This window comes from Mycolicibacterium smegmatis, from assembly GCF_001457595.1.
Classification (GTDB): Bacteria; Actinomycetota; Actinomycetes; order Mycobacteriales; family Mycobacteriaceae; genus Mycobacterium; species Mycobacterium smegmatis.
In genome coordinates this window covers 5,518,057-5,540,278 of record NZ_LN831039.1, presented here as the reverse complement: position 1 = coordinate 5,540,278, position 22,222 = coordinate 5,518,057, and the positions used below count along the sequence as shown (strand labels likewise).

At 67.7% G+C, this 22,222-nt stretch carries 21 protein-coding genes; 7 read left to right on the top strand and 14 right to left on the bottom strand.

Translation table 11 applies throughout. The annotated features are described in order from the left end of the window. Nucleotides 1-155: 155 nt before the first annotated feature. Nucleotides 156-1,706, bottom strand: a complete 1,551-nt coding sequence (locus AT701_RS26605; RefSeq protein WP_058126931.1) for a dolichyl-phosphate-mannose--protein mannosyltransferase — start codon at nucleotides 1,704-1,706, stop codon at nucleotides 156-158. A gap of 24 nt (nucleotides 1,707-1,730) precedes the next feature. Here AT701_RS26605 and rsmI point away from each other — a divergent pair, with 24 nt between their 5' ends. After that, entirely contained in the window at nucleotides 1,731-2,567 is an 837-nt protein-coding gene (gene rsmI / locus AT701_RS26600) for a 16S rRNA (cytidine(1402)-2'-O)-methyltransferase (RefSeq protein ID WP_058126930.1), read from the top strand. Here rsmI and AT701_RS26595 read toward each other — a convergent pair. The 5 genes from AT701_RS26595 to metG form a co-directional block, all read right to left on the bottom strand. Continuing rightward, the gene (locus tag AT701_RS26595; protein WP_058126929.1) at nucleotides 2,537-3,790 is read right to left on the bottom strand and encodes an aminodeoxychorismate synthase component I; all 1,254 of its coding nucleotides are present in this window, start codon (nucleotides 3,788-3,790) and stop codon (nucleotides 2,537-2,539) included. The genes rsmI and AT701_RS26595 overlap by 31 nt on opposite strands. A 20-nt stretch (nucleotides 3,791-3,810) precedes the next feature. Next, a complete protein-coding gene (locus AT701_RS26590) occupies nucleotides 3,811-4,722 on the bottom strand; it encodes an RNA polymerase sigma-70 factor (protein ID WP_058126928.1) in 912 nt (303 codons plus the stop codon). Continuing rightward, nucleotides 4,719-5,912 (bottom strand): NAD(P)/FAD-dependent oxidoreductase, encoded by a 1,194-nt coding sequence (locus AT701_RS26585; protein ID WP_058126927.1) that lies wholly within the window; start codon nucleotides 5,910-5,912, stop codon nucleotides 4,719-4,721. Before AT701_RS26585 ends, AT701_RS26590 begins: the two co-directional genes overlap by 4 nt. A 93-nt stretch (nucleotides 5,913-6,005) precedes the next feature. Continuing rightward, the gene (gene gdhA / locus AT701_RS26580; protein WP_058126926.1) at nucleotides 6,006-7,355 is read right to left on the bottom strand and encodes an NADP-specific glutamate dehydrogenase; all 1,350 of its coding nucleotides are present in this window, start codon (nucleotides 7,353-7,355) and stop codon (nucleotides 6,006-6,008) included. A 1-nt stretch (nucleotide 7,356) separates the two neighbouring features. Then, entirely contained in the window at nucleotides 7,357-8,904 is a 1,548-nt protein-coding gene (gene metG, locus AT701_RS26575; protein WP_058126925.1) for a methionine--tRNA ligase, read from the bottom strand. 24 nt (nucleotides 8,905-8,928) lie between these two features. On the opposite strand from metG, the gene AT701_RS26570 reads away from it, so the two are divergent. From AT701_RS26570 to rsmA, 3 genes are all read left to right on the top strand, one after another. Next, entirely contained in the window at nucleotides 8,929-9,783 is an 855-nt protein-coding gene (locus AT701_RS26570; protein WP_058126924.1) for a TatD family hydrolase, read from the top strand. A gap of 92 nt (nucleotides 9,784-9,875) precedes the next feature. Beyond that, complete coding sequence (locus tag AT701_RS26565; protein WP_058126923.1) at nucleotides 9,876-11,003, top strand: resuscitation-promoting factor; 1,128 nt, start codon at nucleotides 9,876-9,878, stop codon at nucleotides 11,001-11,003. Continuing rightward, the gene (gene rsmA, locus AT701_RS26560; RefSeq protein ID WP_058126922.1) at nucleotides 11,000-11,932 is read left to right on the top strand and encodes a 16S rRNA (adenine(1518)-N(6)/adenine(1519)-N(6))-dimethyltransferase RsmA; all 933 of its coding nucleotides are present in this window, start codon (nucleotides 11,000-11,002) and stop codon (nucleotides 11,930-11,932) included. The genes AT701_RS26565 and rsmA overlap by 4 nt, the downstream gene beginning before the upstream one ends. Before the next feature lie 100 nt (nucleotides 11,933-12,032). On the opposite strand, the gene AT701_RS26555 is transcribed toward rsmA, so the two are convergent. Next, nucleotides 12,033-12,896, bottom strand: coding sequence for a serine/threonine-protein kinase (locus tag AT701_RS26555; protein ID WP_058126921.1), 864 nt, complete (start codon nucleotides 12,894-12,896; stop codon nucleotides 12,033-12,035). A 60-nt stretch (nucleotides 12,897-12,956) separates the two neighbouring features. Between AT701_RS26555 and AT701_RS26550 the strand changes: the two genes are divergently transcribed. After that, the gene (locus tag AT701_RS26550) at nucleotides 12,957-13,919 is read left to right on the top strand and encodes a 4-(cytidine 5'-diphospho)-2-C-methyl-D-erythritol kinase (RefSeq protein ID WP_162267876.1); all 963 of its coding nucleotides are present in this window, start codon (nucleotides 12,957-12,959) and stop codon (nucleotides 13,917-13,919) included. 420 nt (nucleotides 13,920-14,339) lie between these two features. Then, complete coding sequence (locus AT701_RS26545) at nucleotides 14,340-15,977, top strand: fatty acyl-AMP ligase (RefSeq protein WP_003896832.1); 1,638 nt, start codon at nucleotides 14,340-14,342, stop codon at nucleotides 15,975-15,977. A 98-nt stretch (nucleotides 15,978-16,075) separates the two neighbouring features. On the opposite strand, the gene AT701_RS26540 is transcribed toward AT701_RS26545, so the two are convergent. After that, nucleotides 16,076-16,621 (bottom strand): DUF6611 family protein, encoded by a 546-nt coding sequence (locus AT701_RS26540; RefSeq protein ID WP_003896831.1) that lies wholly within the window; start codon nucleotides 16,619-16,621, stop codon nucleotides 16,076-16,078. An 81-nt stretch (nucleotides 16,622-16,702) separates the two neighbouring features. Between AT701_RS26540 and AT701_RS26535 the strand changes: the two genes are divergently transcribed. Then, nucleotides 16,703-17,740 carry an epoxyqueuosine reductase gene (locus AT701_RS26535; RefSeq protein WP_058126919.1) on the top strand — a complete coding sequence of 346 codons (1,038 nt, stop codon included), beginning with the start codon at nucleotides 16,703-16,705 and terminating at the stop codon, nucleotides 17,738-17,740. Nucleotides 17,741-17,891: 151 nt separating this feature from the next. Here AT701_RS26535 and pth read toward each other — a convergent pair whose 3' ends face one another. From pth to AT701_RS26505, 6 genes are all read right to left on the bottom strand, one after another. Beyond that, on the bottom strand, nucleotides 17,892-18,467 hold the full coding sequence (gene pth, locus AT701_RS26530; RefSeq protein WP_003896829.1) for an aminoacyl-tRNA hydrolase: 576 nt from the start codon (nucleotides 18,465-18,467) through the stop codon (nucleotides 17,892-17,894). Nucleotides 18,468-18,479: 12 nt separating this feature from the next. Further along, entirely contained in the window at nucleotides 18,480-19,127 is a 648-nt protein-coding gene (locus tag AT701_RS26525) for a 50S ribosomal protein L25/general stress protein Ctc (RefSeq protein ID WP_003896828.1), read from the bottom strand. A gap of 158 nt (nucleotides 19,128-19,285) precedes the next feature. Beyond that, nucleotides 19,286-20,158, bottom strand: a complete 873-nt coding sequence (locus tag AT701_RS26520) for an oxidoreductase (protein WP_058126918.1) — start codon at nucleotides 20,156-20,158, stop codon at nucleotides 19,286-19,288. Nucleotides 20,159-20,187: 29 nt separating this feature from the next. Further along, a complete protein-coding gene (locus tag AT701_RS26515) occupies nucleotides 20,188-20,826 on the bottom strand; it encodes an LpqN/LpqT family lipoprotein (RefSeq protein ID WP_003896826.1) in 639 nt (212 codons plus the stop codon). Between the two features lie 14 nt (nucleotides 20,827-20,840). After that, nucleotides 20,841-21,188 (bottom strand): arsenate reductase (glutaredoxin), encoded by a 348-nt coding sequence (gene arsC, locus AT701_RS26510; RefSeq protein ID WP_003896825.1) that lies wholly within the window; start codon nucleotides 21,186-21,188, stop codon nucleotides 20,841-20,843. Then, complete coding sequence (locus tag AT701_RS26505) at nucleotides 21,189-22,169, bottom strand: ribose-phosphate diphosphokinase (protein ID WP_003896824.1); 981 nt, start codon at nucleotides 22,167-22,169, stop codon at nucleotides 21,189-21,191. It lies immediately after the preceding gene. Between the last annotated feature and the right edge of the window lie 53 nt (nucleotides 22,170-22,222).

Sequence of the window (22,222 nt, the reverse complement as noted above, 5' to 3'; positions counted from 1 at the left end):
CGGGTCAGTACCACTTGTCAGCGTCCCGTCGTCGAGTGCGACCTCAGGGCTGTGGTGTCACGGTTTCGCCGAGAATTCACGACCATGGTGTCCGTTTCGAGGACGGGAACCAATACAGAACTACTGATAGGGGAGGACGCCGGAACAAACAGAAGCTAGCGCCAGCTCGGCAACCAGATCTGCAGGTTCCAGGTGGTCTGTGAGATCGGCAGGCCCGTCAGGATCGGGTACATCCAGGCGAAGTTCGTGATCACCAGCGCGACATAGAAACACACCGTCAGCAGGCCGAGTGTGCGGCGTTCGGGGTTCTGGTTGGGTTTGTAGAGGATGTCGCCGAGGATCAGCGCGATCGCGAGCACGAGGAACGGCGCCATTACCGTGGCGTAGAAGAAGTACATCTGGCGATCGATGTCGGCGAACCACGGCAGGAACCCGGCCATGTACCCGACGAGCACCGCGCCGTAACGCCAGTCACGTCGCACCACGGTCCGCCACAGCGCCCAGCCGAGCACCGGCACCGCGATGAACCACATGGCGGGCGTGCCGACGAGCATCACGGCCTTGACGCAGGACTGCGCGCCGCAGCCGGGCACGTCCTGGTTGTCGATCGCGTACAGCACGGGTCGCAGCGACATCGGCCACGTCCACGGCTTCGACTCCCACGGGTGGTGATTGCCGTCGGCGTTGGTCAGGTTCGAGTGGAAGCGGTAGGCGGCATGGGTGTAGTGCCACAGCGAGCGCAGTGCGTCGGGGATGGGCAGGATGCTGTCCGGCCCGATGGAGCGCCCGACCTCGTAGCGGTTGACGGCGGTCTCGGAGGCGAACCACGGCGCGTACGACGCCAGGTACACCGCGAACGGGATCAGCCCGAAGACGTATGCGGCAGGTCCCAGATCGCGTCTCAGCATCCCCCGCCACGGATGCGGCACGTGGTACTGCTTGCGCGCGATGGCGTCGAACACGAGCGTCATGACGCCGAAGAACAACACGAAGTACAGCCCGGACCACTTCGTCGCGCACGCCAGGCCCAGCAGCACGCCCGCACCGAAACGCCACCAGCGCACACCGAGCCGGGTACCCCAGCGGGTCTCGGCGATACGGCCGTCGAGAAACGCGTGGTACATCCGTTCGCGCACCTGGTCGCGGTCGACCATGAGGCACGCGAACGCCGCGACCGCGAACATCACCAGGAACACGTCGAGCAGCGCTGTGCGCGATGACACGAAGCTGACCCCGTCGGCGATGATCAACAACCCGGCGATCGCGCCGACCAGCGTCGAGCGGCTGATGCGCCGCGCGATGCGGGTCACCAGCATCACGATGATGACGCCGCACACCGCGCCCGAGAACCGCCAGCCCAGGCCGTTGTAACCGAACAGCCACTCGCCGATGGCGATCAACTGCTTGCCGACGGGCGGGTGCACCACCAGCCCGTAGCCGGGATTGTCCTCGACACCGTGGTTGTGCAGCACCTGCCAGGCCTGCGGCGCGTAGTGCTTCTCGTCGAAGATCGGCGTGCCGGCATCGGTGGGCGACCCCAGGTTCAAGAACCGGGTGATCGCGGCCAGAGCAGTGATGATGGCCGTCATCGCCCAGCCCTGCGCGCGGTCCAGCGGACCGAAATCGGGGGGCGGGATCACGGGACCGGGACTGATCAGTGGAGCCGAGCGACCAGCCGTCGGCGTATCGGTGTCGAGGGCGGTCACGCAAGCGATCGTAGGCTGTCGGTCGTGACACTCGGCAAACTGCTGATCGGCGCGACGCCGTTGGGCCAGCCTTCCGATGCGTCGGCGCGGCTGGTCAGGGCCTTGAGAGACGCCGACATCGTCGCCGCCGAGGACACCAGGCGCATCCGGTCGCTCGCGCAGGCGCTCGAGGTGACACCGACCGGGCGGGTGCTGAGCTTCTTCGACCAGAACGAGGCGAGCCGGGTGCCCGGGCTGGTCGAGGAGATCCGGGCGGGCGCGACCGTGCTGGTGGTCAGCGACGCGGGCATGCCGCTGATCAACGATCCGGGCTATCGGCTCGTCGCGGCGTGCGCCGAGGCGGGCCTTCCGGTCAGCTGCCTACCGGGACCGTCGGCGGTGACGACGGCACTCGCGGTGTCGGGCCTGGCGTCGGATCGCTTCTGCTTCGAGGGCTTCGCACCACGCAAACACGCCGCCCGCATGACATGGCTTCAGACGCTGGCCCACGAGATGCGCACGTGCGTGTTCTTCGAATCCCCGCGCCGGCTCGCCGAGACGCTGCGCGACGCGGTCGACGCGCTCGGAGCGGACCGCCGCGCGGTGGTGTGCCGCGAGCTGACCAAGACGCACGAGGAGATCAGGCGCGGCTCGCTGGCCGAGCTGGCGGACTGGGCCGACGACGGCGTGCTGGGGGAGATCACCGTGGTGCTCGCGGGTGCGACGCCGACCGCGGATCTACCGACGCTCGTGGCCGAGGTCGAGGAACTCGTCGCGGCGGGCACGCGCGTCAAGGACGCCTGCGCGCGCGTCGTCGCCGACAACCCGGGCGCGCCGTCCAAGCGCGAACTCTACGACGCCGTGCTGCGCTCAAGGGACTGATCGGTCACCGGCCCCACGATGCTGGCGGCCTTGTGCAGACATTCCTCCCACTCGCGGTCGGGGTCGGAGTCCGCGGTGATACCGCCGCCCACGCCGAGCACAGCCGATCCGTCGGCGCCGAACTCGACGGTGCGGATCGCGACGTTCAACTCGCAGCCCGCGACGGGTGAAGCCAGACCGACTGTCCCGCAGTATATTCCACGCAAACCAGGCTCCCAGGTGCGCAGCAGCTCACGCGCGCGGCCCTTCGGCGTGCCGGTGACCGACGCGGGCGGGAAAGCGGCATCGAGCAGCGCGCCCATGGGCACGCACGGGTCGACCTCGGCCGCCACGGTCGACACCAGATGCCACACGCCCGGCGCGGGTCTGACCGCGAGGAGTTCGGGCACCGTCACCGTCCCGGTCCGCGCGACGCGACCGAGATCGTTGCGCACCAGGTCCACGATCATGACGTTCTCGGCGACATCCTTGACCGACGCCCGCAGTCCGGCGGGGTCGGCGTGGCGCGGCAGCGTCCCCTTGATGGGGCTCGACGACACCGACGATCCTCGCCGGCTCAGGAACAGTTCCGGTGACAGTGAAGCGACGGCACCCCAGTCGCCCGCCAGGTACGCCGCGCGCGCAGGCGCGGTGCGCGCCACCGCGTCGGCGAAGAAATCCGACGGCGAGCCGTCCAGGCGCCCGGTGAACCGGGTGCACACGCATGCCTGATACACCTCGCCCGCCGCGATGGCCTCCAGGCAGGCCAGCACGCCACGGCGGTGCGCGCCACGATCCGGCGGCACCCAGTCGACGATGTGTGGGCGGGGAGGTGCGGGCTCCAGATCACGCAGCCATGCGGGAAGTGGTGCACCGCCGAGGCTTTCGTACCACCACTGTCCTGCGGCGTCCTGCCGCAGGACGCAGTCCGACCACCCGCCTGCGGCCTCGGGGATGCGTGGTGCGCTCTCGCAGGCCCCTGGATCGGGATACGACAGGTAGCCGAACCAGCCACCGCCAACGGCTGTGCCCTCGGCAGAACCCTGAGGCACATCGAACACCGCGTCGGGTTCGGCGGGCTGCGCGGTGACGGTCGGCGCGATGACGGCACGCGAGCCGAACCAGTCACCGATCAGTGCGGCAGGCGGTGCCAGGCCTGCGGCAGACGCGGCGGCGGCGACGCTGCGCAGCACGGAAGGGGCTGACGTGGCCCCGTCCGGCGTGCAGAACCGCTCGATCCGCATGCCATCAGCGTGGCAGATTGCTAGCGGCTGATCACCCGCGGGATGTCGACGCCTGCGAGCTTGTCGGGGTTGCGCATCGCGTAGAAGTGCGTGATGCGCCCGTCGACGATCTCGATGGTGATCACACCCTCGAAACTGTCGCCCAGGTACAGCTTGAGCGCGGGGGCGTTGTTGTACATGGCCGGTTCCACGCGCGCGCCTTCACCGCCCAGGCGCACGAGCCCGGAGACCAGGCGGGCCACGGCGTCGGCACCCGAGACCGGGCGGCGCGCCGCACTGCGCTTGCCCGCACTGTCGGCGGTCCACACCACGTCCGGGGCGAGCAACTCCATGAGCGCGTCGATGTCGCCGGTCGAGGCCGCGGTGAAGAAGCGCTGCGTGATCTCCATCGACACCTGCGGGTCGACGGGTTCGAAGCGTTTGCGACGCGACTGCACGTGATTACGTGCACGGTGTGCCATCTGGCGCACCGCGGCCGCGGACTTCCCGATGGTGGAGGCGATCTCGTCGTGGCTGAACCCGAACACGTCGTGCAGCACGAACACCGCGCGCTCGTCGGGGGTCAGGGTTTCCAGCACGACGAGCATCGCCATCGAAACCGATTCGGCGAGCACCACATCCGACGACGCGTCCGTGGTCTCGGCCACCAGCAGCGGTTCGGGCAGCCACGGGCCCACGTACTCCTCGCGCAGGCGCGACCTGGCGCGCAGCGCGTTGAGCGACTGGCGGGTGACCAGCTTGGCCAGATAGGCCTTGGTGTCGGTCACCGTGGCGAGGTCCACCTCGGCCCAGCGCAGGTAACTCTCCTGCAGCACATCGTCGGATTCTGTTGCCGTACCCAGGATCTCGTATGCGATGGTGAACAGCAGCGGCCGCAGGGCCGTGAACCGTTCGGCGTGCTCGGTCGAGTTGCCTGCGCTGGGATTGTTCATCGGTGTGCTGCTCCCACGGTGTCCTCGGCTGCCTCGGCGAGTTGGCGGGCGCGGTTGCGTCCCTTGAACCAGAAATAGGATCCCGGTTTGCGCCCTTCCTTGGCCATGAATGTGATGGTCGCCTTGCACACCTGCTCCTTGATCGCGGCGCCGGTGCGCCCGCCGAAGTACAGCCGCCGCGGGGTGTCGTCGGAGTGCGCGATCTGCACGGTGCCGTAGGTGCGCCCGACGCTCACGCACTGGCCCGTGAACGCCTGGTTGAGCACCGCGGGTTCGGTTCCGGCCAGGCGGGCCAGCACGGTGTTGGCGGCCTGGATGCCCATGGGGCCCGCGGCCTGGCAGCTCATACGCAGCGGGATGCCCGACGGTGAGGCGCAGTCGCCCGCCGCGACGATGCGGTCGTCGTCGACGCTGGTGAGCGTCTCGTCGGTGATCAGCCGTCCCAGTTCGTCGGTGGTGAGCCCGCTGGCCGCGGCCAGGCCGGGCACCCCGAAACCGGTCGTCCACACCGTCACCGCGCTGGGCAGGCGTGTGCCGTCGGCCAGGGTCACGTCGGTGGCCCCGACGGACGCGACGAGGATGTCGGGCCCGCTGACGATCGTCACCCCGAGCTTGCGCAGTGCCTTGACCACCGAGCGGCGGGCCTGGTCTCCCAGCGATGCGCCGACCACGTCGGTGACGAGCGTGACCGGCCGGCCGGCCTCGGCGAACTCGCCCGCGGCCTCGATGCCGGTGAGGCCACCGCCCACCACGACGACCGGGGCCGACATCGGGATGTCCTGCAGCCGCTCACGCAGCCGCTGTGCCTGCTCCAATTCGCTGAGCGGATAGGCGAATTCGGCCGCACCGGGAACCGACGTTGGCACACCGCCGGTGCTGCCGACGGCGTACAGCAGGTAGTCGTAGTCGACGACGTCACCGGAGGCCAGCTGCACCTGGCGGATCGGGGCGTCGATGCGCTCGACGCTGTCCACGAGCAGGCGCACCCGGTCACCCAGCACCGTGTCGTAGCCGGTGGTGGCCGAGTGGTTACCGACGGCCAACTGGTGCAGGCGGATGCGTTCGACGAACTCCGGTCGCGGATTTACCAGGGTGATCTTCGCGTGTGCAGCCTGCTGCAGATGGTTCGCGGCCAGCACCCCGGCGTAGCCGCCGCCGATCACGACGATGTGAGGGGCATTCGGCGTCATGGTGTCTCCTTCTCGAATGGGCTTGTGCCCTCAAGACACCGCGCGCCGCCCGAGTGTGACAGATCGGCGCCGAATGTGGCTCAGATCACTCGATCAGATGAGCCCGAGTGCGAGCATGGCGTCCGCGACCTGGGTGAACCCGGCGATGTTGGCGCCTGCCACGTAATTGCCTGGCTGGTCGTACTCGTCGGCCGTGGTCAGGCAGCGGTCGTGGATACGGCGCATGATCCCCGCGAGGCGGCCCTCGGTGTCGTCGAAGGTCCACGAGTCACGCGAGGCGTTCTGCTGCATCTCCAGCGCGCTTGTGGCCACACCGCCTGCGTTGACGGCCTTGCCCGGTGCGAACGTCACCCCGGCCTGGTCGAACAGTTTCACGGCCTCGGGTGTGCACGGCATGTTCGCGCCCTCGGCGACGATGCGGCAGCCCGATGCGATGAGCGCCCTGGCGTCGTCGCCGGACACCTCGTTCTGCGTCGCGCACGGCAGCGCGATGTCGCACGCCACGTTCCACACGCTGCCGCCGGAGACGAACCGCGTTGCGCCGCCGCGGGCTTCGGCGTAGGCGTCGATGCGGGCGCGCTGGACTTCCTTGACCTCCTTGAGCAGGTCGAGGTCGATGCCCTTCTCGTCGACCACGTAGCCGCCCGAATCCGAGCACGCGACCACGATGCCGCCGAGCGCGTGCACCTTCTCGATCGCGTAGATCGCGACGTTGCCCGACCCGGACACCACGACGCGCTTGCCGTCGAACGACTGCCCGCGCGACTGCAGGATCTCGTCGACGAAGAACACCGTGCCGTAGCCGGTGGCCTCGGTGCGCACCCGGGACCCACCCCACGTGAGGCCCTTGCCCGTCAGCACGCCGGACTCGTAGCGGTTGGTGATGCGCTTGTACTGGCCGAACAGATACCCGATCTCGCGCGTCCCGACGCCGATGTCACCCGCGGGCACGTCGGTGTATTCACCGATGTGCCGGTACAACTCGGTCATGAACGACTGACAGAACCGCATGATCTCGGCGTCGGAGCGGCCCTTGGGGTCGAAGTCCGAACCACCCTTGCCGCCGCCGATCGGCAGGCCGGTCAAAGCGTTCTTGAAGATCTGCTCGAAGCCCAGGAACTTGACGATCCCCAGGTACACCGACGGGTGAAACCGCAGCCCGCCCTTGTACGGCCCGAGCGCGGAGTTGAACTCGACGCGGAACCCGCGGTTGATCTGCACGTGACCGGTGTCGTCGACCCACGGCACGCGGAAGATGATCTGGCGCTCGGGTTCGCACAGGCGGCGGATGATCGCGTTGTCGGCGTATTCGGGATGCTTCTCGACCACCGGACCGAGGCTCTGGAGCACCTCGAAAACGGCCTGGTGGAACTCTTTCTCACCGCCGTTGCGGTGCGAGACCTCTTCGAATACTGCCTGCAGTTTGGGGTGTAGTTCGCTCATCTCAATCGTTCTGATAGCGCGGGAAGATCCCGCTCGGCGCGGGTAACGAGGTGCCCGGCTTGATCCGGTTGGCGATCGCGGAGAAGTCGCGCTCATCGGTGGGTTGCCCCAGCAGATCGAGCAGCTTCGCCGTCGACTCCGGCATCACGGGCTGCAGCAGGAGCGACGCGATGCGCACCACCTCGAGGGTGGTGTACAGCACTGTGCGGAAGCGCTGTTGATCCTCGGCGGCGTCGGATTTACGCAGCACCCACGGCTCCTGCGCCGAGAAGTACCGGTTGGCGGCCCCGAGCACCGACCAGATCGCCTCCAGCGCAAGGTGCATCGCGGGGACGTCGAAGTGTTCGCGAACCCGTTCCAGCAGGGCGTCGGCGGCCGCCAGCAGCGCGGTGTCCTCGTCGGTGAACTCGCCAGGATCGGGCACGGCCGCGCCGAGGTTCTTGGCCACCATCGACAGCGAGCGCTGCGCGAGGTTGCCCAGTTCGTTGGCGAGGTCGGCGTTGACGCGGCCGATGATCGCGTCCTCGTTGTAGGAGCCGTCCTGCCCGAACGGCACCTCACGCAGCAGGAAGTAGCGCACCTGGTCCAGGCCGAAGGTGTCGACGAGGTTCACCGGGTCGACGACGTTGCCGATCGACTTGCTCATCTTCTCGCCGCGGTTGAGCAGCCAGCCGTGCGCGAAGATGCGCTTGGGCAGCGGCAGGCCCGCCGACATCAGGAACGCAGGCCAGTACACGGTGTGGAACCGGATGATGTCCTTGCCGATCATGTGCAGATCGGCGGGCCAGTAGCGCCGGAAGGACTCGGATTCGGTGTCGGGGAAGCCGACCCCGGTCAGGTAGTTGGTGAGCGCGTCGACCCACACGTACATCACGTGGTCGGGGTGGTCGGGGACCGGCACACCCCAGTCGAACGTCGTCCGCGAGATCGACAGGTCCTTCAGGCCGCCCGAGACGAAGCTGATGATCTCGTTGCGGCGCGCGTCGGGGCCGATGAACTCGGGGTGCTCCTCGTACAGCGCGAGCAACCGGTCGGTGTAGGCCGACAGCCGGAAGAAGTACGTCTGCTCCTCGGTCCACGTCACGGGCGCACCGGTCTCGGTGGCGATGCGGGTGCCGTCGGGCTGCTCGGTGGTCTCGTTCTCGGTGAAGAACCGCTCGTCGCGGATCGAGTACCAGCCCTTGTACGCGTCGAGGTAGATGTCGCCGGCGTCGGCCATGCGCTTCCAGATCGCCTTCGACGCCTCGTAGTGGTCGGCGTCGGACGTGCGGATGAACCGGTCGAAGGAGATGTTGAGCTTCTCCTGCAGCCGCTGGAACACATCCGAGTTGCGCCGCGCCAGTTCCGCGGCGGGGATGCCTTCCTTGGCCGCGGTCTCGGCCATCTTCTGCCCGTGCACGTCGGTGCCGGTGAGATACCGCACGTCGTAGCCGTCGAGGCGCTTGAATCGGGCGATGGCATCGGTGGCGATGTACTCGTACGCATGGCCGATGTGCGGCACACCGTTGGGGTAGGCGATGGCCGTGGTGATGTAAAAGGGCTCGCTCATTTGCTCCCACCTTATGGTGTTGCGGTGAGTGCGAAACGTTCAGCCAGGGAGAAACCGCCAGCTCCGGAACCGTTGACCCCGCTCGTCGACGCGCACACCCACCTCGACGCGTGCGGTGCCGACAACCCGGAAGACGTGCGCGCCATCGTCGATCGCGCCGCCGCCGTGGGCGTCGGGCGCGTCGTGACGATCGCCGACGACCTGGACGCGGCACATTGGGTGACCCGCGCGGCCGACGCCGACGACCGCGTCTGGGCCGCGGTGGCGCTGCATCCGACGCGGGCCGACACGCTCACCGACGCCGCGAAGGCTGATCTCGAACAGCTGGCCACCCATCCTCGTGTGGTCGCGATCGGCGAGACCGGGATGGACATGTACTGGCCCGGTCGCCTCGACGGATGCGCGACGCCGGCCGAGCAGCGCGACGCGTTCGCGTGGCACATCGACCTGGCCAAGCGCAGCGGCAAACCGCTCATGATCCACAACCGCGACGCCGACGCCGAGGTGCTCGACGTGTTGCGGGCCGAGGGTGCGCCCGAGACTGTGATCTTCCACTGTTTCTCGTCGGGTCCGGCCATGGCGCGAACGTGCATCGACGCGGGCTGGGTGTTGAGCCTGTCGGGCACCGTGAGCTTCAAGAACGCCCGTGACCTGCAGGAGGCTGCCCGGCTGATCCCGCAGGGGCAGATGCTCGTCGAGACCGACGCGCCGTTCCTCACGCCGCACCCGTTCCGAGGGGCGCCCAACGAGCCGTACTGCCTGCCCTACACTGTGCGTGCACTGGCGACGTTGCTGGACCGCCCTGCCGAGGAGATCGCCGCCGAGACCGCGGCCACCGCCGAACGGGTGTACAGGCTTAGCGAGAGTTGCCGCTTCTAGACCTTTTCGTTACCGTCTTGTGATCAAGGACTCGGCCGGCATGGTTTCGCAGGCCTGCAAGACCCGAGAAACACGAGGACCACACGACAGCCGTGGAAGCACTCAACAAACTTCATGAATCCCGCTCGCCGTTGCTTCGAGGAGTTGTGGGTGCCTTTCTGGTCTCCCTGACGGTTGCAGGCAGCTACGCCGTCGCCTCCCACAAGACCGTGACCCTCTCGGTGGACGGTGCCCCCATGACCGTCACCACCATGAAGTCCCGTGTGATCGACATCGTCGAGGAGAACGGCTTCGAGGTTTCTGATCGCGACGATCTTTTCCCCGCCGCGACCGAGACCGTGCACCAGTCCGACACCATCGTGTTGCGCCGCAGCCGCCCGCTTGAGGTGTCGCTCGACGGTGAGGGCACCAAGCAGGTCTGGACCACGGCGTCGACCGTGGACGAGGCCCTGGCCCAGCTCCGGATGACGGACAAGGCACCGGCTGCGGCCTCCCGCGGCAGCCGTGTCCCGCTGGCCGGAATGGCGCTGCCGGTCGTCAGCCCCAAGACCGTGCAGATCGACGACGGCGGCAAGGTGTCCACGGTGCACCTCGCGGCGCCCAACGTGGCCGGCCTGCTCGAGGCCGCGGGCGTGCCGCTGGAGCAAAACGACAAGGTGGTCCCCGCCGCGTCGTCGCCGGTGGTCGACGGTATGCAGATCCAGGTGACCCGCATGCGCATCGAGAAGGTCACCGAGCGCCTGCCGCTCGCGCCGGGCAACGAGCGCATCGAAGACCCCACGATGAACATGAGCAGGCAGGTCGTCGAGGACCCGGGTGCCCCTGGTCTGCAGGACGTCACATTCGCGATTGCGAAGGTAAATGGCGTGGAAACCGGTCGGCTGCCAGTAGCCAATCAAGTAATTGAGCCCGCACGGAATGGCGTCCTGCGGGTTGGCGCAAAGCCCGGAACAGAAGTTCCGCCGGTTTCCAATGGACACACCTGGGACGCGCTCGCGCAATGCGAAGCGGGTGGTAACTGGGCCATTAACACCGGTAACGGTTTTTATGGCGGCGTCCAATTCGATCAGAACACCTGGGAAAGAAACGGCGGTCTGCGGTATGCTCCGAGGGCCGACTTGGCGACCAGAGAAGAACAAATTGCGATTGCTACGGTGACGCAATCCCGGCAAGGTTGGGGAGCCTGGCCGGTGTGTAGCGGGAGGATTGGGGCGCGCTGACTATTCGACTGCTCGGGCGGACCGAGATACGACGCTTGGCGAAAGAGATCGACTTTCGCCCACGAAAGGCATTCGGACAGAACTTCGTTCACGATGCCAACACGGTGCGGCGCATCGTGTCGGCCTCTGGAGTCCATCGGCACGACCATGTCCTCGAGGTCGGGCCAGGACTCGGTTCTCTGACTCTGGCGCTGCTGGATCGGGGAGCCCGCGTCACCGCGGTGGAGATCGATCCACTGCTGGCGCGTCAGCTGCCGACGACGATCGCCGACCATTCGCACAGTGAGATCAACCGGCTCACGGTGCTCAACCGGGACATCCTGACGCTCATGCCGGGCGACCTGGAGGAGCAGCCCACGGCACTGGTGGCGAACCTGCCGTACAACGTGGCGGTGCCCGCGTTGCTGCACCTGCTCGCGGAGTTCCCGTCGATCCGGACGGTGATGGTCATGGTGCAGGCCGAGGTGGCCGAGCGCCTGGCTGCCGAACCGGGCGGCAAGGACTACGGCGTGCCGAGTGCCAAGGTGCGGTTCTACGGCAACGTGCGCAGGCACGGCATGGTCTCGCCGACGGTCTTCTGGCCCATCCCGCGCGTGTACTCGGGGCTGGTCCGGATCGACCGGTACGAGACGTCGCCGTGGCCCATGGAGGCGGCCTTCCGCGACGAGGTGTTCAACCTCATCGACATCGGCTTCGCGCAGCGCCGCAAGACCTCGCGCAACGCGTTCGCCGAGTGGGCCGGTGGCGGCAACGAATCGGCCGAACGCCTCCTGGCTGCCAGCATCGACCCGGCACGTCGCGGTGAGACGTTGAGCATCAACGACTTCGTCCGGTTGCTGCAGCGGACCAAGGAAGCACTGGGCGAGGACTACACCAAGCAGGTCGTCAGGCCTTCTGCATCAACGCCTTCGGTGTCAGCCGAGGCCTGAGCGCTCGAAGCGCCCGACGCCGAGACCGGCGAAATGGTGCCCGACGGTGTCCGTCGGCGACCATTTCGCCGGTCTCGGCGTTTTCCGGACGATTCGCCGATCACCCGAGTGCGGCGGCGAGTTCGTCGACGAACTTCGTGCACGATTCATGACGTCGCTCGGGATCTTTCGACAGTGCCTTCGCGAGGATCGAATCCACCGCGTGGGGAATCCATGCGGCGCGTCGGGAGATTCGCGGCGGCGGGCTGTTCAACTGCTGATCGACCATCTTCACGGCCGTGGTGGCCGTGAACGGCGGCAGGCCGGTGAGGATCTCCACCGCGGTGCACGCCAGCGCGTACTGGTCGGTGGCCGCCGACAGCGCGCGCCCGGTGATCAGTTCGGGCGCCGAGTAGGGGAGCGACGCCTGCACCTGAGGCCGTGGTCCCGCGCTCTGATGCGTGATGCGCCGGGCCGGATCGAGGGTCAGGCGCCCGGTGGTGTCGGCCGCGAGGCGCGCCGCGACATCCTCGGCGAGCGAGTGCGCGACGCCGAAGTCGATCAGCACCGCGCGCGAAAATGGTTTGTCCACAAGGATGTTCGTCGGCTTCACGTCGCTGTGCACGATGCCGAGCCGGTGGATGTTGTCGAGCGCGTCGGCGATCTGTCTCAGCGCGGTGAGCTGATCGGTGCGCACGGCCAGGCTGGTGGCGGGCCTGCCGTCGATGAACTCCATGGCCAGCCAGCCGTCCCCCGCGGCGTACATCGCGACGACGTTCGGGTGCTCGGCGCGGCGCGCGAACTCGAACTCGCGGCGGAGTCTGTCGAGGTGCGCGGGCTCGCGGTGCGACTCGTTGAGCACCTTGAGCGCCACCGGGCGGCCCTGCGCGTCGCGTGCCCGGTACACCACGGCCCAGCCGCCGCGACCCGCCACGTCCTCGACGACGAATCCCGCGATGTGCTCGCCGGGTGACTCCACCCACACAGCTTAGGGATCACGCCGGGGTTCAGCGGCGACACTGCACACGGCGATAAGGTCGTGGCCGTGCCCGCATCCGATGGCAGTACCGCATCCGAATGGGTGACCACCGGCTCGGTCACTGTGCGCGTTCCCGGCAAGGTGAACCTGTACCTGTCCGTGGGCGATCTGCGCGACGACGGGTACCACGATCTGACGACGGTGTTCCACGCGGTCTCGCTGCTCGACGAGGTGACGGTCCGCAACGCCGACGTGCTGTCGCTGCGGATGATCGGGGAGGGCGCCGAGTCGCTGCCGGTCGACGAGCGCAACCTGGCGTGGCGCGCCGCCGAGCTGATGGCCGAGCACGTCGGCCGCGCACCCGACGTCGAGATCACGATCGAGAAGTCCATCCCGGTGGCCGGCGGGATGGCCGGCGGCTCGGCGGATGCCGCGGGCGTGCTGGTCGCGATGAACACGCTGTGGGAGCTCGGCGTGCCGCGGCGGGATCTGCACGCGCTGGCCGCACAGCTGGGCAGTGATGTGCCGTTCGCGCTGCACGGCGGGACCGCGCTGGGGTCCGGGCGCGGCGAGGACCTCGCCACGGTGCTCGCGCGCAACACGTTCCACTGGGTGCTGGCGTTCGCGCACCGCGGCTTGTCGACGCCCAAGGTCTTCGGGGAACTGGACCGGTTGCGCGCCGACACCAACCGTGGACTGCCGCGCACCGACGAGCCCGAGCCCGTGCTGGCCGCGCTGGCCTCGGGCGATCCGGCCGAGCTGGCGGCCCTGCTGGGCAACGATCTGCAGCCCGCGGCGCTGAGCCTGTACCCCGAACTGCGTCGCACGCTGCGTGCCGGTGTCGAGGCGGGCGCGCTCGCGGGCATCGTGTCGGGTTCCGGTCCGACGTGTGCGTTCCTGTGCGCGTCGGCCCCGGCCGCGCTGGATGTCGGTACGCAGCTGTCGGGGGCCGGGGTGTGCCGCACCGTGCGGGTCGCGAGTGGGCCTGTACACGGCGCGCACGTCGTTCCCGCCCCGTCGGCATCGTGAGGCGCGACGTGTGGCGTGACGAAAATTCGACCTGCCGAAATGCGGGTGGAGCAGCGGCGACGCCGCTGTGACACATCACTCAATAATCGCTACAGTTTGGCAGTTACTTAAGGGTCTCTTAAGATGATCGACGGTGGAAGCTAGCGGTCAAGAATCGAACGCGACGATTTCGCCCTCCGGCAATTACGGTGGGCGGTTGCACAGCCATGTGGCCGGCGTCGTAATGTGCGATCCCGCGTCGTTGCTGAAAACGCCCGCTTTTCTGGGCGACCCATCACCGAACCGAGACATAACTGCTGCCCAATCGTGTGCGCGTGCCTATCCGAAGGTGCCGTCACATGGGCGGAATATGGATAACCGGGTCATGACGCTGTGCCGGAACACCCCGGCGCAGCGGCTCCGGAAGCCGAGGAGGTCGTCGTGAGCAGATTCACCGAGAAGATGTACCGCAACGCTCGTACGGTGACGACCGGCATGGTGACCGGTGAACCGCACGAGCCGGTGCGGCACACCTGGGGTGAAGTGCACGAGCGTGCCCGCCGCATCGCCGGTGGCCTGGCGGCCGCGGGCATCGGCCACGGCGACGCCGTCGGTGTGCTCGCCGGCTTCCCGGTGGAGATCGCGCCGACCGCGCAGGGTGTGTGGATGCGCGGCGCGAGCCTGACGATGCTGCACCAGCCGACGCCGCGCACCGACCTCGCGGTGTGGGCCGAGGACACCATGAACGTCATCGGCATGATCGAGCTCAAGGCCGTCATCATCTCCGAGCCGTTCCTGGTCGCGACCCCGGTGCTGGAGGAGAAGGGCATCCTGGTCCTCAAGGTCGCCGACCTGCTCGCGGCCGATCCGATCGACCCGGTCGAGACCGGCGAGGACGACCTCGCGCTCATGCAGCTCACGTCGGGCTCCACGGGTTCGCCCAAGGCCGTGCAGATCACGCACCGCAACATCCACTCGAATGCCGAGGCGATGTTCGTGGGCGCCAAGTACGACGTCGAGAAGGACGTCATGGTCAGCTGGCTGCCGTGCTTCCACGACATGGGCATGGTCGGCTTCCTGACGATCCCCATGTACTTCGGCGCCGAGCTCGTCAAGGTCACGCCGATGGACTTCCTGCGCGACACGCTGCTGTGGGCCAAGCTCATCGACAAGTACAAGGGCACGATGACCGCGGCCCCCAACTTCGCGTACGCGCTGCTGGCCAAGCGGCTGCGCCGCCAGGCCAAGCCCGGCGACTTCGACCTGTCGACGCTGCGCTTCGCGCTCTCGGGTGCCGAGCCCGTCGAGCCGGCCGACGTCGAGGACTTCCTCGATGCGGGGAAGCCGTTCGGTCTGCGGCCCGAGGCGATCCTGCCGGCCTACGGCATGGCCGAAACCACGCTGGCGGTGTCGTTCTCGCCGTGCGGCGAGGGTCTGGTGGTCGACGAGGTCGATGCCGATCTGCTGGCCGCGCTGCGCCGCGCCGTGCCCGCCACGAAGGGCAACACCAAGCGCCTGGCGTCGCTGGGCCCGCTGCTCAACGACCTCGAGGCTCGCGTCGTCGACGAGAACGGCGAGGTCATGCCGGCGCGCGGCGTCGGCGTCATCGAACTGCGCGGTGAGCCGGTGACCCCGGGCTACATCACCATGGGCGGCTTCGTGCCCGCCCAGGACGAGTACGGCTGGTACGACACCGGCGACCTCGGCTACATCACCGAGGAAGGCAACATCGTGGTGTGCGGCCGCGTCAAGGACGTCATCATCATGGCCGGGCGCAACATCTACCCGACCGACATCGAGCGCGCCGCCGGCCGCGTCGAGGGTGTGCGCCCCGGCTGCGCCGTGGCCGTCCGCCTCGACGCCGGGCACTCCCGCGAGACCTTCGCCGTCGCCGTGGAGTCCAACGCCTGGCAGGACCCTGCCGAGGTGCGTCGCATCGAGCACCAGGTCGCCCACGAGGTGGTCTCCGAGGTCGACGTGCGCCCGCGCAACGTCGTCGTGCTCGGTCCGGGCTCCATCCCGAAGACCCCGTCGGGCAAGCTCCGCCGCGCCAACTCGGTCTCCCTGGTCACCCAGTAACCAACTTCGCACCGCGAGCGTGCATGTCTGCTGCCCGCCACGCCGCGTTTTGTCAGCACTGCGCGCACGCTCGTCGCGTGTGAGCGTGCGGCGTCAGATCATGCGGTCGCGTGTGGCGATGCCGCGTCGTCCATGCTGCGGTAGACCCGCCACCAGATCGCCTCGTACTCCACCGGGCTGATTTCGCCGCGGGCGAGTCGGTCGTCGGCATCGAGCAGGGTCGAGGCGAGATCGTGCAGGCGTTCGCGGGTCGCGCGGGATTCGTCGTCGTCGTGGCCGGCCATCGTCGTCGCCATCAAGGTGCGCACCTGGGTGCGTGCCTCCCCGGACAACTCAGCCACCACCGCGCCCGCCACCAGGGAAATCGCCGTCGACACCAGGACCGCGGCCCATGTCGGCATCGAGTGGGCCAGCCAGATCGGGCAGATGAGCCACAGGGCCAGACCCCATCCCGGCCACCCGCGCGCCACGCGGGTCCAGCGGCGGTCGGCTGCGCTGATCCCCGGCGGATAGACGACGAGACGGTGTTCCACGACTCCGAACCGGGTCGGTCGGATTTCGATCGACCCCCATCGCCGGGCGCCGTCGAGCACTCGATACATGAGACGCTGCAGCAGCCCGGGCTGTGCTTGATACGCGTCCATAGTTCCGTTGTACCCAGCTTTCTCACAGGAAACCGCAAGCCCGCAGATTTGACTCTGAGTATATTTCGCTATACTCAGCGCATGGGTGACAGGATTCCTGCCAGGCTGGCCGAGCATCCGACGGTGCGGGCGGTCCGGTCTCGCGGCGCCGCGGGACCTCGGGTCCCGATCGACGCCGACTGGCTGCGGGCACTGTGTCTGGAGGCCGGGGTCGACGACGTCGGTTTCGTCAGCGTCGACGATCCGGCGGTCGAATCCGAACGCGAGCACGCCGACGCGGCGCTGCCGGGCGTGCGCAGTTACATCTCGCTCGTGGTGCGAATGAACCGCGACAACGTGCGGTCCACCGCGCGCAGTGTCGCGAACCAGGAGTTCCACCGCAGCGGTGAGGCCCTCAACGAGGCCGCGCACCGCATCACCCGGTCGCTGGAGGATGCCGGGTACCGCGCGGTCAACCCGTCGGCGACGTTCCCCATGGAGATGGATCGCTATCCCGGGCGCATCTGGGTGATCGCGCACAAACCCGTCGCAGTGGCCGCGGGCATGGGCGTAATGGGCATACACCGCAACGTGATTCACCCGAAGTATGGCAACTTCATCCTGCTGGGCACCATCCTGGTGGCCGCTCCGATCACCAGTTACGGTGAGCCACTTGACTATTCACCGTGCCTGGAATGCAAGCTGTGTGTCGCGGTCTGCCCGGTCGGGGCGATCGGCAAGAACGGCGAGTTCGACTTCCGCGCCTGCTCGGTGCACAACTACCGCGAGTTCATGGGCGGGTTCACCGATTGGGTGCAGACCGTGGCCGACAGCGCCGATGCGGACGATTTCCGTTCACGTGTAAGCGATTCGGAGAACGCATCGATGTGGCAGAGCCTGTCGTTCAAGCCCAACTACAAGGCCGCCTACTGCCTGGCGGTGTGTCCCGCGGGCGAGGACGTCATCGAGCCGTATCTCGACGACCGCAAGGCGTTCATGGATCTGGTCCTCAAACCGTTGCAGGACAAGAAGGAGACGTTGTACGTGCTGCCCAATTCGGCGGCCAAGGAGTACGCCGAGAAGCGGTATCCGCACAAGACCGTGAAGGTCGTCGACGGCGGGCTTCCGCGGGGGCAGTGAGCATCAGCGAGCATCGGACGCGCGCTCACGCGCGACGAGCGTGCGCGCAGCGCTGACAAAAGGCGGCGTGGCGGGGGACAGACGCGCACGCTGGCGGTGCAAAAGGTGCGCGGTGCAAAAGGTGCGCGGTGCGAAAGATGCGCGAAAAGAGCTACCAGGCGTGGACGGTGTTCTGCGCGGGTTCGAGGCCCTGTGCGATCAGGAGCTCGGTGGCGTCGGCGGCCTGCTCGACGATGGTGGGGACCTCGGCGCGCTCGGCCGCGGTGAAGTTCTCGAGCACGAACGCCGCCGGGTCCTTGCGGCCCGGCGGGCGTCCCACGCCGATGCGCACTCGGTGAAAATCCTTGGTGCCCAACGCTGATGCGACGGAGCGCAGGCCGTTGTGGCCGCCTTCACCGCCGCCCAGCTTGAGCCGGATGCGGCCGAAGTCGATGTCCAGCTCGTCGTGGATCACCACGATCTGCTGCGGTGGCACCGAGTAGAACTTGGCGAGTGGGCCGACCTGACGGCCGGACTCGTTCATGTAGCAGCGGGGCTTGGCGAGCACCACGGAGGTGCCTGCCAACCGGCCCGTCACCACCTCGGCGCCGGACTTCTTGTGCACCTTGAACGCTGAGCCGATCCGCCCGGCGAGCACGTCGGCCACCATGAAGCCGAGGTTGTGCCGGGTCTTGGCATAGGTGGGCCCGGGATTTCCCAGGCCCACCACCAGCAGTGGCTCGGCCATCCAGGAAAGGCCTTACTCGGCCGGCTCTTCGGCGGGAGCCTCTTCGGCCGGGGCCTCGGCAGCACCGGTCTCGCCGGCGCCTTCTTCCTCGAGAGCCTCGGCGCTCGGGGCCTCGACGACGTTGACCACCAGCAGCTCGGGATCCGAGATCAGGTTGACGCCCTCGGGCAGCGAGATCTGGCCCGCGGTGATCTGGGTGCCGGCCTCGACACCCTCGACCGACACGGTGAGCTGCTCGGGGATCGACAGGGCCTCGGCCTCGATCTCGATGGTGTTGGCGTCCTGGGTGACCAGGGTGCCCGGGGTCGCGTCACCCTCGACGAGGACGGTCACCTCGACGGTGACCTTTTCGCCGCGCTGCACGACGAGCAGGTCTGCGTGCTGGATGTTGCGGCGGATGGGGTGAACGTCGAGCGCCTTGGTCAGCGCGAGCTGCTCGGTGCCCTCGATGTCCAGGGTCAGGATCGCGTTGGTGCCGTGGCTGCGCAGGACGGCCGCGAAGTCGCGGGCGTTGAGCTCCAGGTGCTGCGGATCGGTGCCGTGGCCGTACAGCACGGCGGGCACCTTGCCGTCGCGACGGGCCTGGCGCGAGGCGCCCTTGCCGGTGCGGGTGCGCACGTTGGCGGTCAGCTTGTTGGGGATGTTGGCGGTCTTGGCCATGGGGTGTTGCTCCTGATAGTCCCTGTACTCGGTTCGTCAGCACGGCCAGGGTCGCAACACTTAGAAGAAGTTCCCGTCGATAACGGTGGTCCATCAAGGTCCACCCTCGCCGTGACGCCTGGTCAGGGTAGCAAAGAAACTCCGCCCGGCCCAAAACGTCAGAGCGGGTATGAGGTGCCGGTGAGCTGCTCGGACAGCTCCCACAGCGCCCGCTGGGTGTCGGTGCGACGCGCCAGGGGGCTGCGGCCGACAGATCCGGTGGGTCCCCACTGCCCGAACCGGGGACCGACGAAGGTGTCGCCGGGCAGGTCCTGAGACACCGCGTACAGCGTCTGGCGGGCACCGAACGTGACGTCGGTGGCCAGGTGCCGGTTTCCCAGCGCGGCCGCCGCGGTTCCGAACCGGTTGCCCGAGTGTCCCTGCAGGTTGGTGGCCGAATAGCCAGGGTGGGCGGCCAGCGCGCGCACCGACGACCCGGAGGCGACGAGGCGGCGTTGCAGTTCCGAGGTGAACATCAGGTTCGCGAGCTTGGACTGTCCGTAGGCCAGCCACGCCGAGTAGGGCCGTGCCTTCCAGTTGAGGTCGCGCAGGTTGATGCGGCCGATCCAGTGCATCATCGACGACACCGTGACCACACGGTCGGAGATCTTGGGCAGCAGCAGGTTGGTGAGCGCGAAGTGGCCCAGGTGGTTGGTGCCGATCTGGCTCTCGAAGCCGTCGACTGTGCGCGCGAGCGGCACCGCCATGATGCCGGCGTTGTTCACCAGGACATCGACGGTCTCGACGGTGTCGGCGAACTCGTGCACCGACGCGAGGTCCTGCAGATCGAGTTTGCGCACCTCGACGATGCCGCCCGGCATGGTCTCGGCAGCCGCGGTGCCTTTGTCGAGATTGCGGACGGCGACGATGACCTTGGCGCCCACACGCGCGAGTTCTCGTGCGGTGACGAGTCCGAGCCCGCTGTTGGCTCCGGTGATCACGACGGTGCGGCCGCGGAACGAGGGGAGATCAGCACTGGTCCACTGCGTCATGTCGTCACCCTAACGACTTCGCTGGCGTCTTACTTCTTCGCGACGGTGAAACCCGCGATGATCGCCTCGATGTCCTCTGCCTGCGCCTCGGCCTGTTCGGCGTAGGTGGTGACGGTCAGCTGGATCAGGTAGCGCTGTGGGGGAGCCTGCTCGGTGGTGGGGATGACGACGCGGTTGTAGGACTGCATCCGCCGGCCGTTGAGGTCGTAGCTGCCCTCGATCATCGCCGACGGGAAGCCGCGCCAGTCGTCCAGAGAGGCGTTGAGCTGCTTGAAGTTCTCCGACAGCTGCGCATCGGCGTAGCCGTGGTCGCGCAGCGCCGCCTTGACGTCGAAGTCGCCGTAGAGCTTGAACGCGAGCAGCATCGCCGTCGGGTAGGTGTCGCCCTTGGCGATCATCCGGGTGAACGGCGCCAGGTTCGGATTGTTGTACGGGTGCCAGCCCGGTGGCGTGGGCATGCTGACGGTCAGATCGGGGATCTTCTCCGGCGCGACGGGTTCCCCGACGATGCCGTTGCTCTCCAGGTGCTGCCACAGCGGGACGGGCGGCTCACCCGACGGGGTTGTGGTTGTGGTCGTGGTCGTCGTCCAGATCGACTGGTAGTCGGGCGTTTCCGCACCACACGCAGCCACCGTCAGTACGGACATGACGGCAGCGACGATCGTCACGGCCCGCGACCGCCTCACAGAATCTCGTTCACCGAATCGATCGGCCGGGCGAGCCGGGTGCCTTTTGCCGTGACGACGAACGGGCGCTCGATCAGGATCGGGTGCTGGGCAAGAGCGTCGAGCAACTGCTCGTCCGTTGCATCGGCCAAACCGAGTTCGGCGTAGAGGGATTCGCGCTTGCGCACCGCGGTGCGCACGTCGATGCCCGCGTCGGCGATCATCTTCTTCAGCTCCGCCCGGGTGGGCGGGGTCTTCAGATACTGGATGATCTCCGGCTCGATGCCGTTGTCGCGCAACAGCTCCAGCGTCTTGCGCGACGTCGAGCATTTGGGGTTGTGGTAGATCCGTGCGTCTGACGCCATTTATGCAGACCCGTCGAACAGTCCTGTCACCGAACCGTTCTCGAACACGGCCCGGATGGTGTTGGCCAGAAGCGGTGCGATGGAGAGCACCGTGAGCTGCGGGAAGCGCTTGTCCTCGGTGATGGGCAGCGTGTTGGTGACGATCACCTCGCGTGCGCCGCATTCGGCGAGCCGCTGCGGGGCGGGATCCGACAGCACGCCGTGCGTCGCGGCGATGATGACGTCCTTGGCGCCGTCCTCACGCAGCAGGTTGACCGCGCCGGCGATCGTGCCGCCCGTGTCGATCATGTCGTCGGTGAGGATGCAGGTCTTGCCCTTGACGTCACCCACGACGCGGTTCGACTTGACCTGGTTGGGGACCAGCGGGTCACGCGTCTTGTGGATGAAGGCCAGCGGAACACCGCCCAGCGAGTCGGCCCACTTCTCGGCGACACGCACGCGGCCCGAATCGGGGGACACCACCACCATGTCCTCGTCGGCGTAGTGCTCGCCGATGTAGCCGGTGAGCAGCTTCTGCGCGCGCATGTGGTCCACCGGGCCGTCGAAGAAGCCCTGGATCTGGTCGGTGTGCAGGTCGACCGACACGATGCGGTCGGCGCCCGCGGTCTTGAGCAGGTCCGCGACGAGGCGGGCCGAGATGGGTTCGCGGCCGCGGTGCTTCTTGTCCTGCCGGGCGTAGGGATAGAACGGCAGGATCGCGGTGATGCGCTTGGCGCTGCCACGCTTGAGCGCGTCGATCATGATCAGCTGTTCCATGAGCCACTGGTTCAGCGGCGCCGGATGGCTCTGCAGCACGAATGCGTCACAGCCACGGACGGATTCGTCGAAGCGGACGAAGATCTCACCGTTGGCGAAATCCCGTGCCGTTTGCGCGGTGACGGCCACGTCGAGTTCTTTGGCAACTTGGTCAGCCAGCTCGGGGTGCGCGCGACCCGCGAACAGCATCAAGTTTTTGCGATTGTCGGTCCAGTCCGTGGCCACTTTGGCTGCCTTCGCGGTCGGGAATCGATACGGGGCAATGGTACGTAGCGTTT

What these genes read in the sequence shown, in the direction of transcription:
- AT701_RS26595 (WP_058126929.1), bottom strand. Translation starts at nt 3,790, where the DNA reads ATGCGGATCGAGCGGTTCTGCACGCCGGACGGGGCCACGTCAGCCCCT.
- AT701_RS26590 (WP_058126928.1), bottom strand. Translation starts at nt 4,722, where the DNA reads ATGAACAATCCCAGCGCAGGCAACTCGACCGAGCACGCCGAACGGTTC.
- AT701_RS26585 (WP_058126927.1), bottom strand. Translation starts at nt 5,912, where the DNA reads ATGACGCCGAATGCCCCTCACATCGTCGTGATCGGCGGCGGCTACGCC.
- gdhA (WP_058126926.1), bottom strand. Translation starts at nt 7,355, where the DNA reads ATGAGCGAACTACACCCCAAACTGCAGGCAGTATTCGAAGAGGTCTCG.
- metG (WP_058126925.1), bottom strand. Translation starts at nt 8,904, where the DNA reads ATGAGCGAGCCCTTTTACATCACCACGGCCATCGCCTACCCCAACGGT.
- AT701_RS26540 (WP_003896831.1), bottom strand. Translation starts at nt 16,621, where the DNA reads ATGGACGCGTATCAAGCACAGCCCGGGCTGCTGCAGCGTCTCATGTAT.
- AT701_RS26535 (WP_058126919.1), top strand. Translation starts at nt 16,703, where the DNA reads ATGGGTGACAGGATTCCTGCCAGGCTGGCCGAGCATCCGACGGTGCGG.
- pth (WP_003896829.1), bottom strand. Translation starts at nt 18,467, where the DNA reads ATGGCCGAGCCACTGCTGGTGGTGGGCCTGGGAAATCCCGGGCCCACC.
- AT701_RS26525 (WP_003896828.1), bottom strand. Translation starts at nt 19,127, where the DNA reads ATGGCCAAGACCGCCAACATCCCCAACAAGCTGACCGCCAACGTGCGC.
- AT701_RS26520 (WP_058126918.1), bottom strand. Translation starts at nt 20,158, where the DNA reads ATGACGCAGTGGACCAGTGCTGATCTCCCCTCGTTCCGCGGCCGCACC.
- arsC (WP_003896825.1), bottom strand. Translation starts at nt 21,188, where the DNA reads ATGGCGTCAGACGCACGGATCTACCACAACCCCAAATGCTCGACGTCG.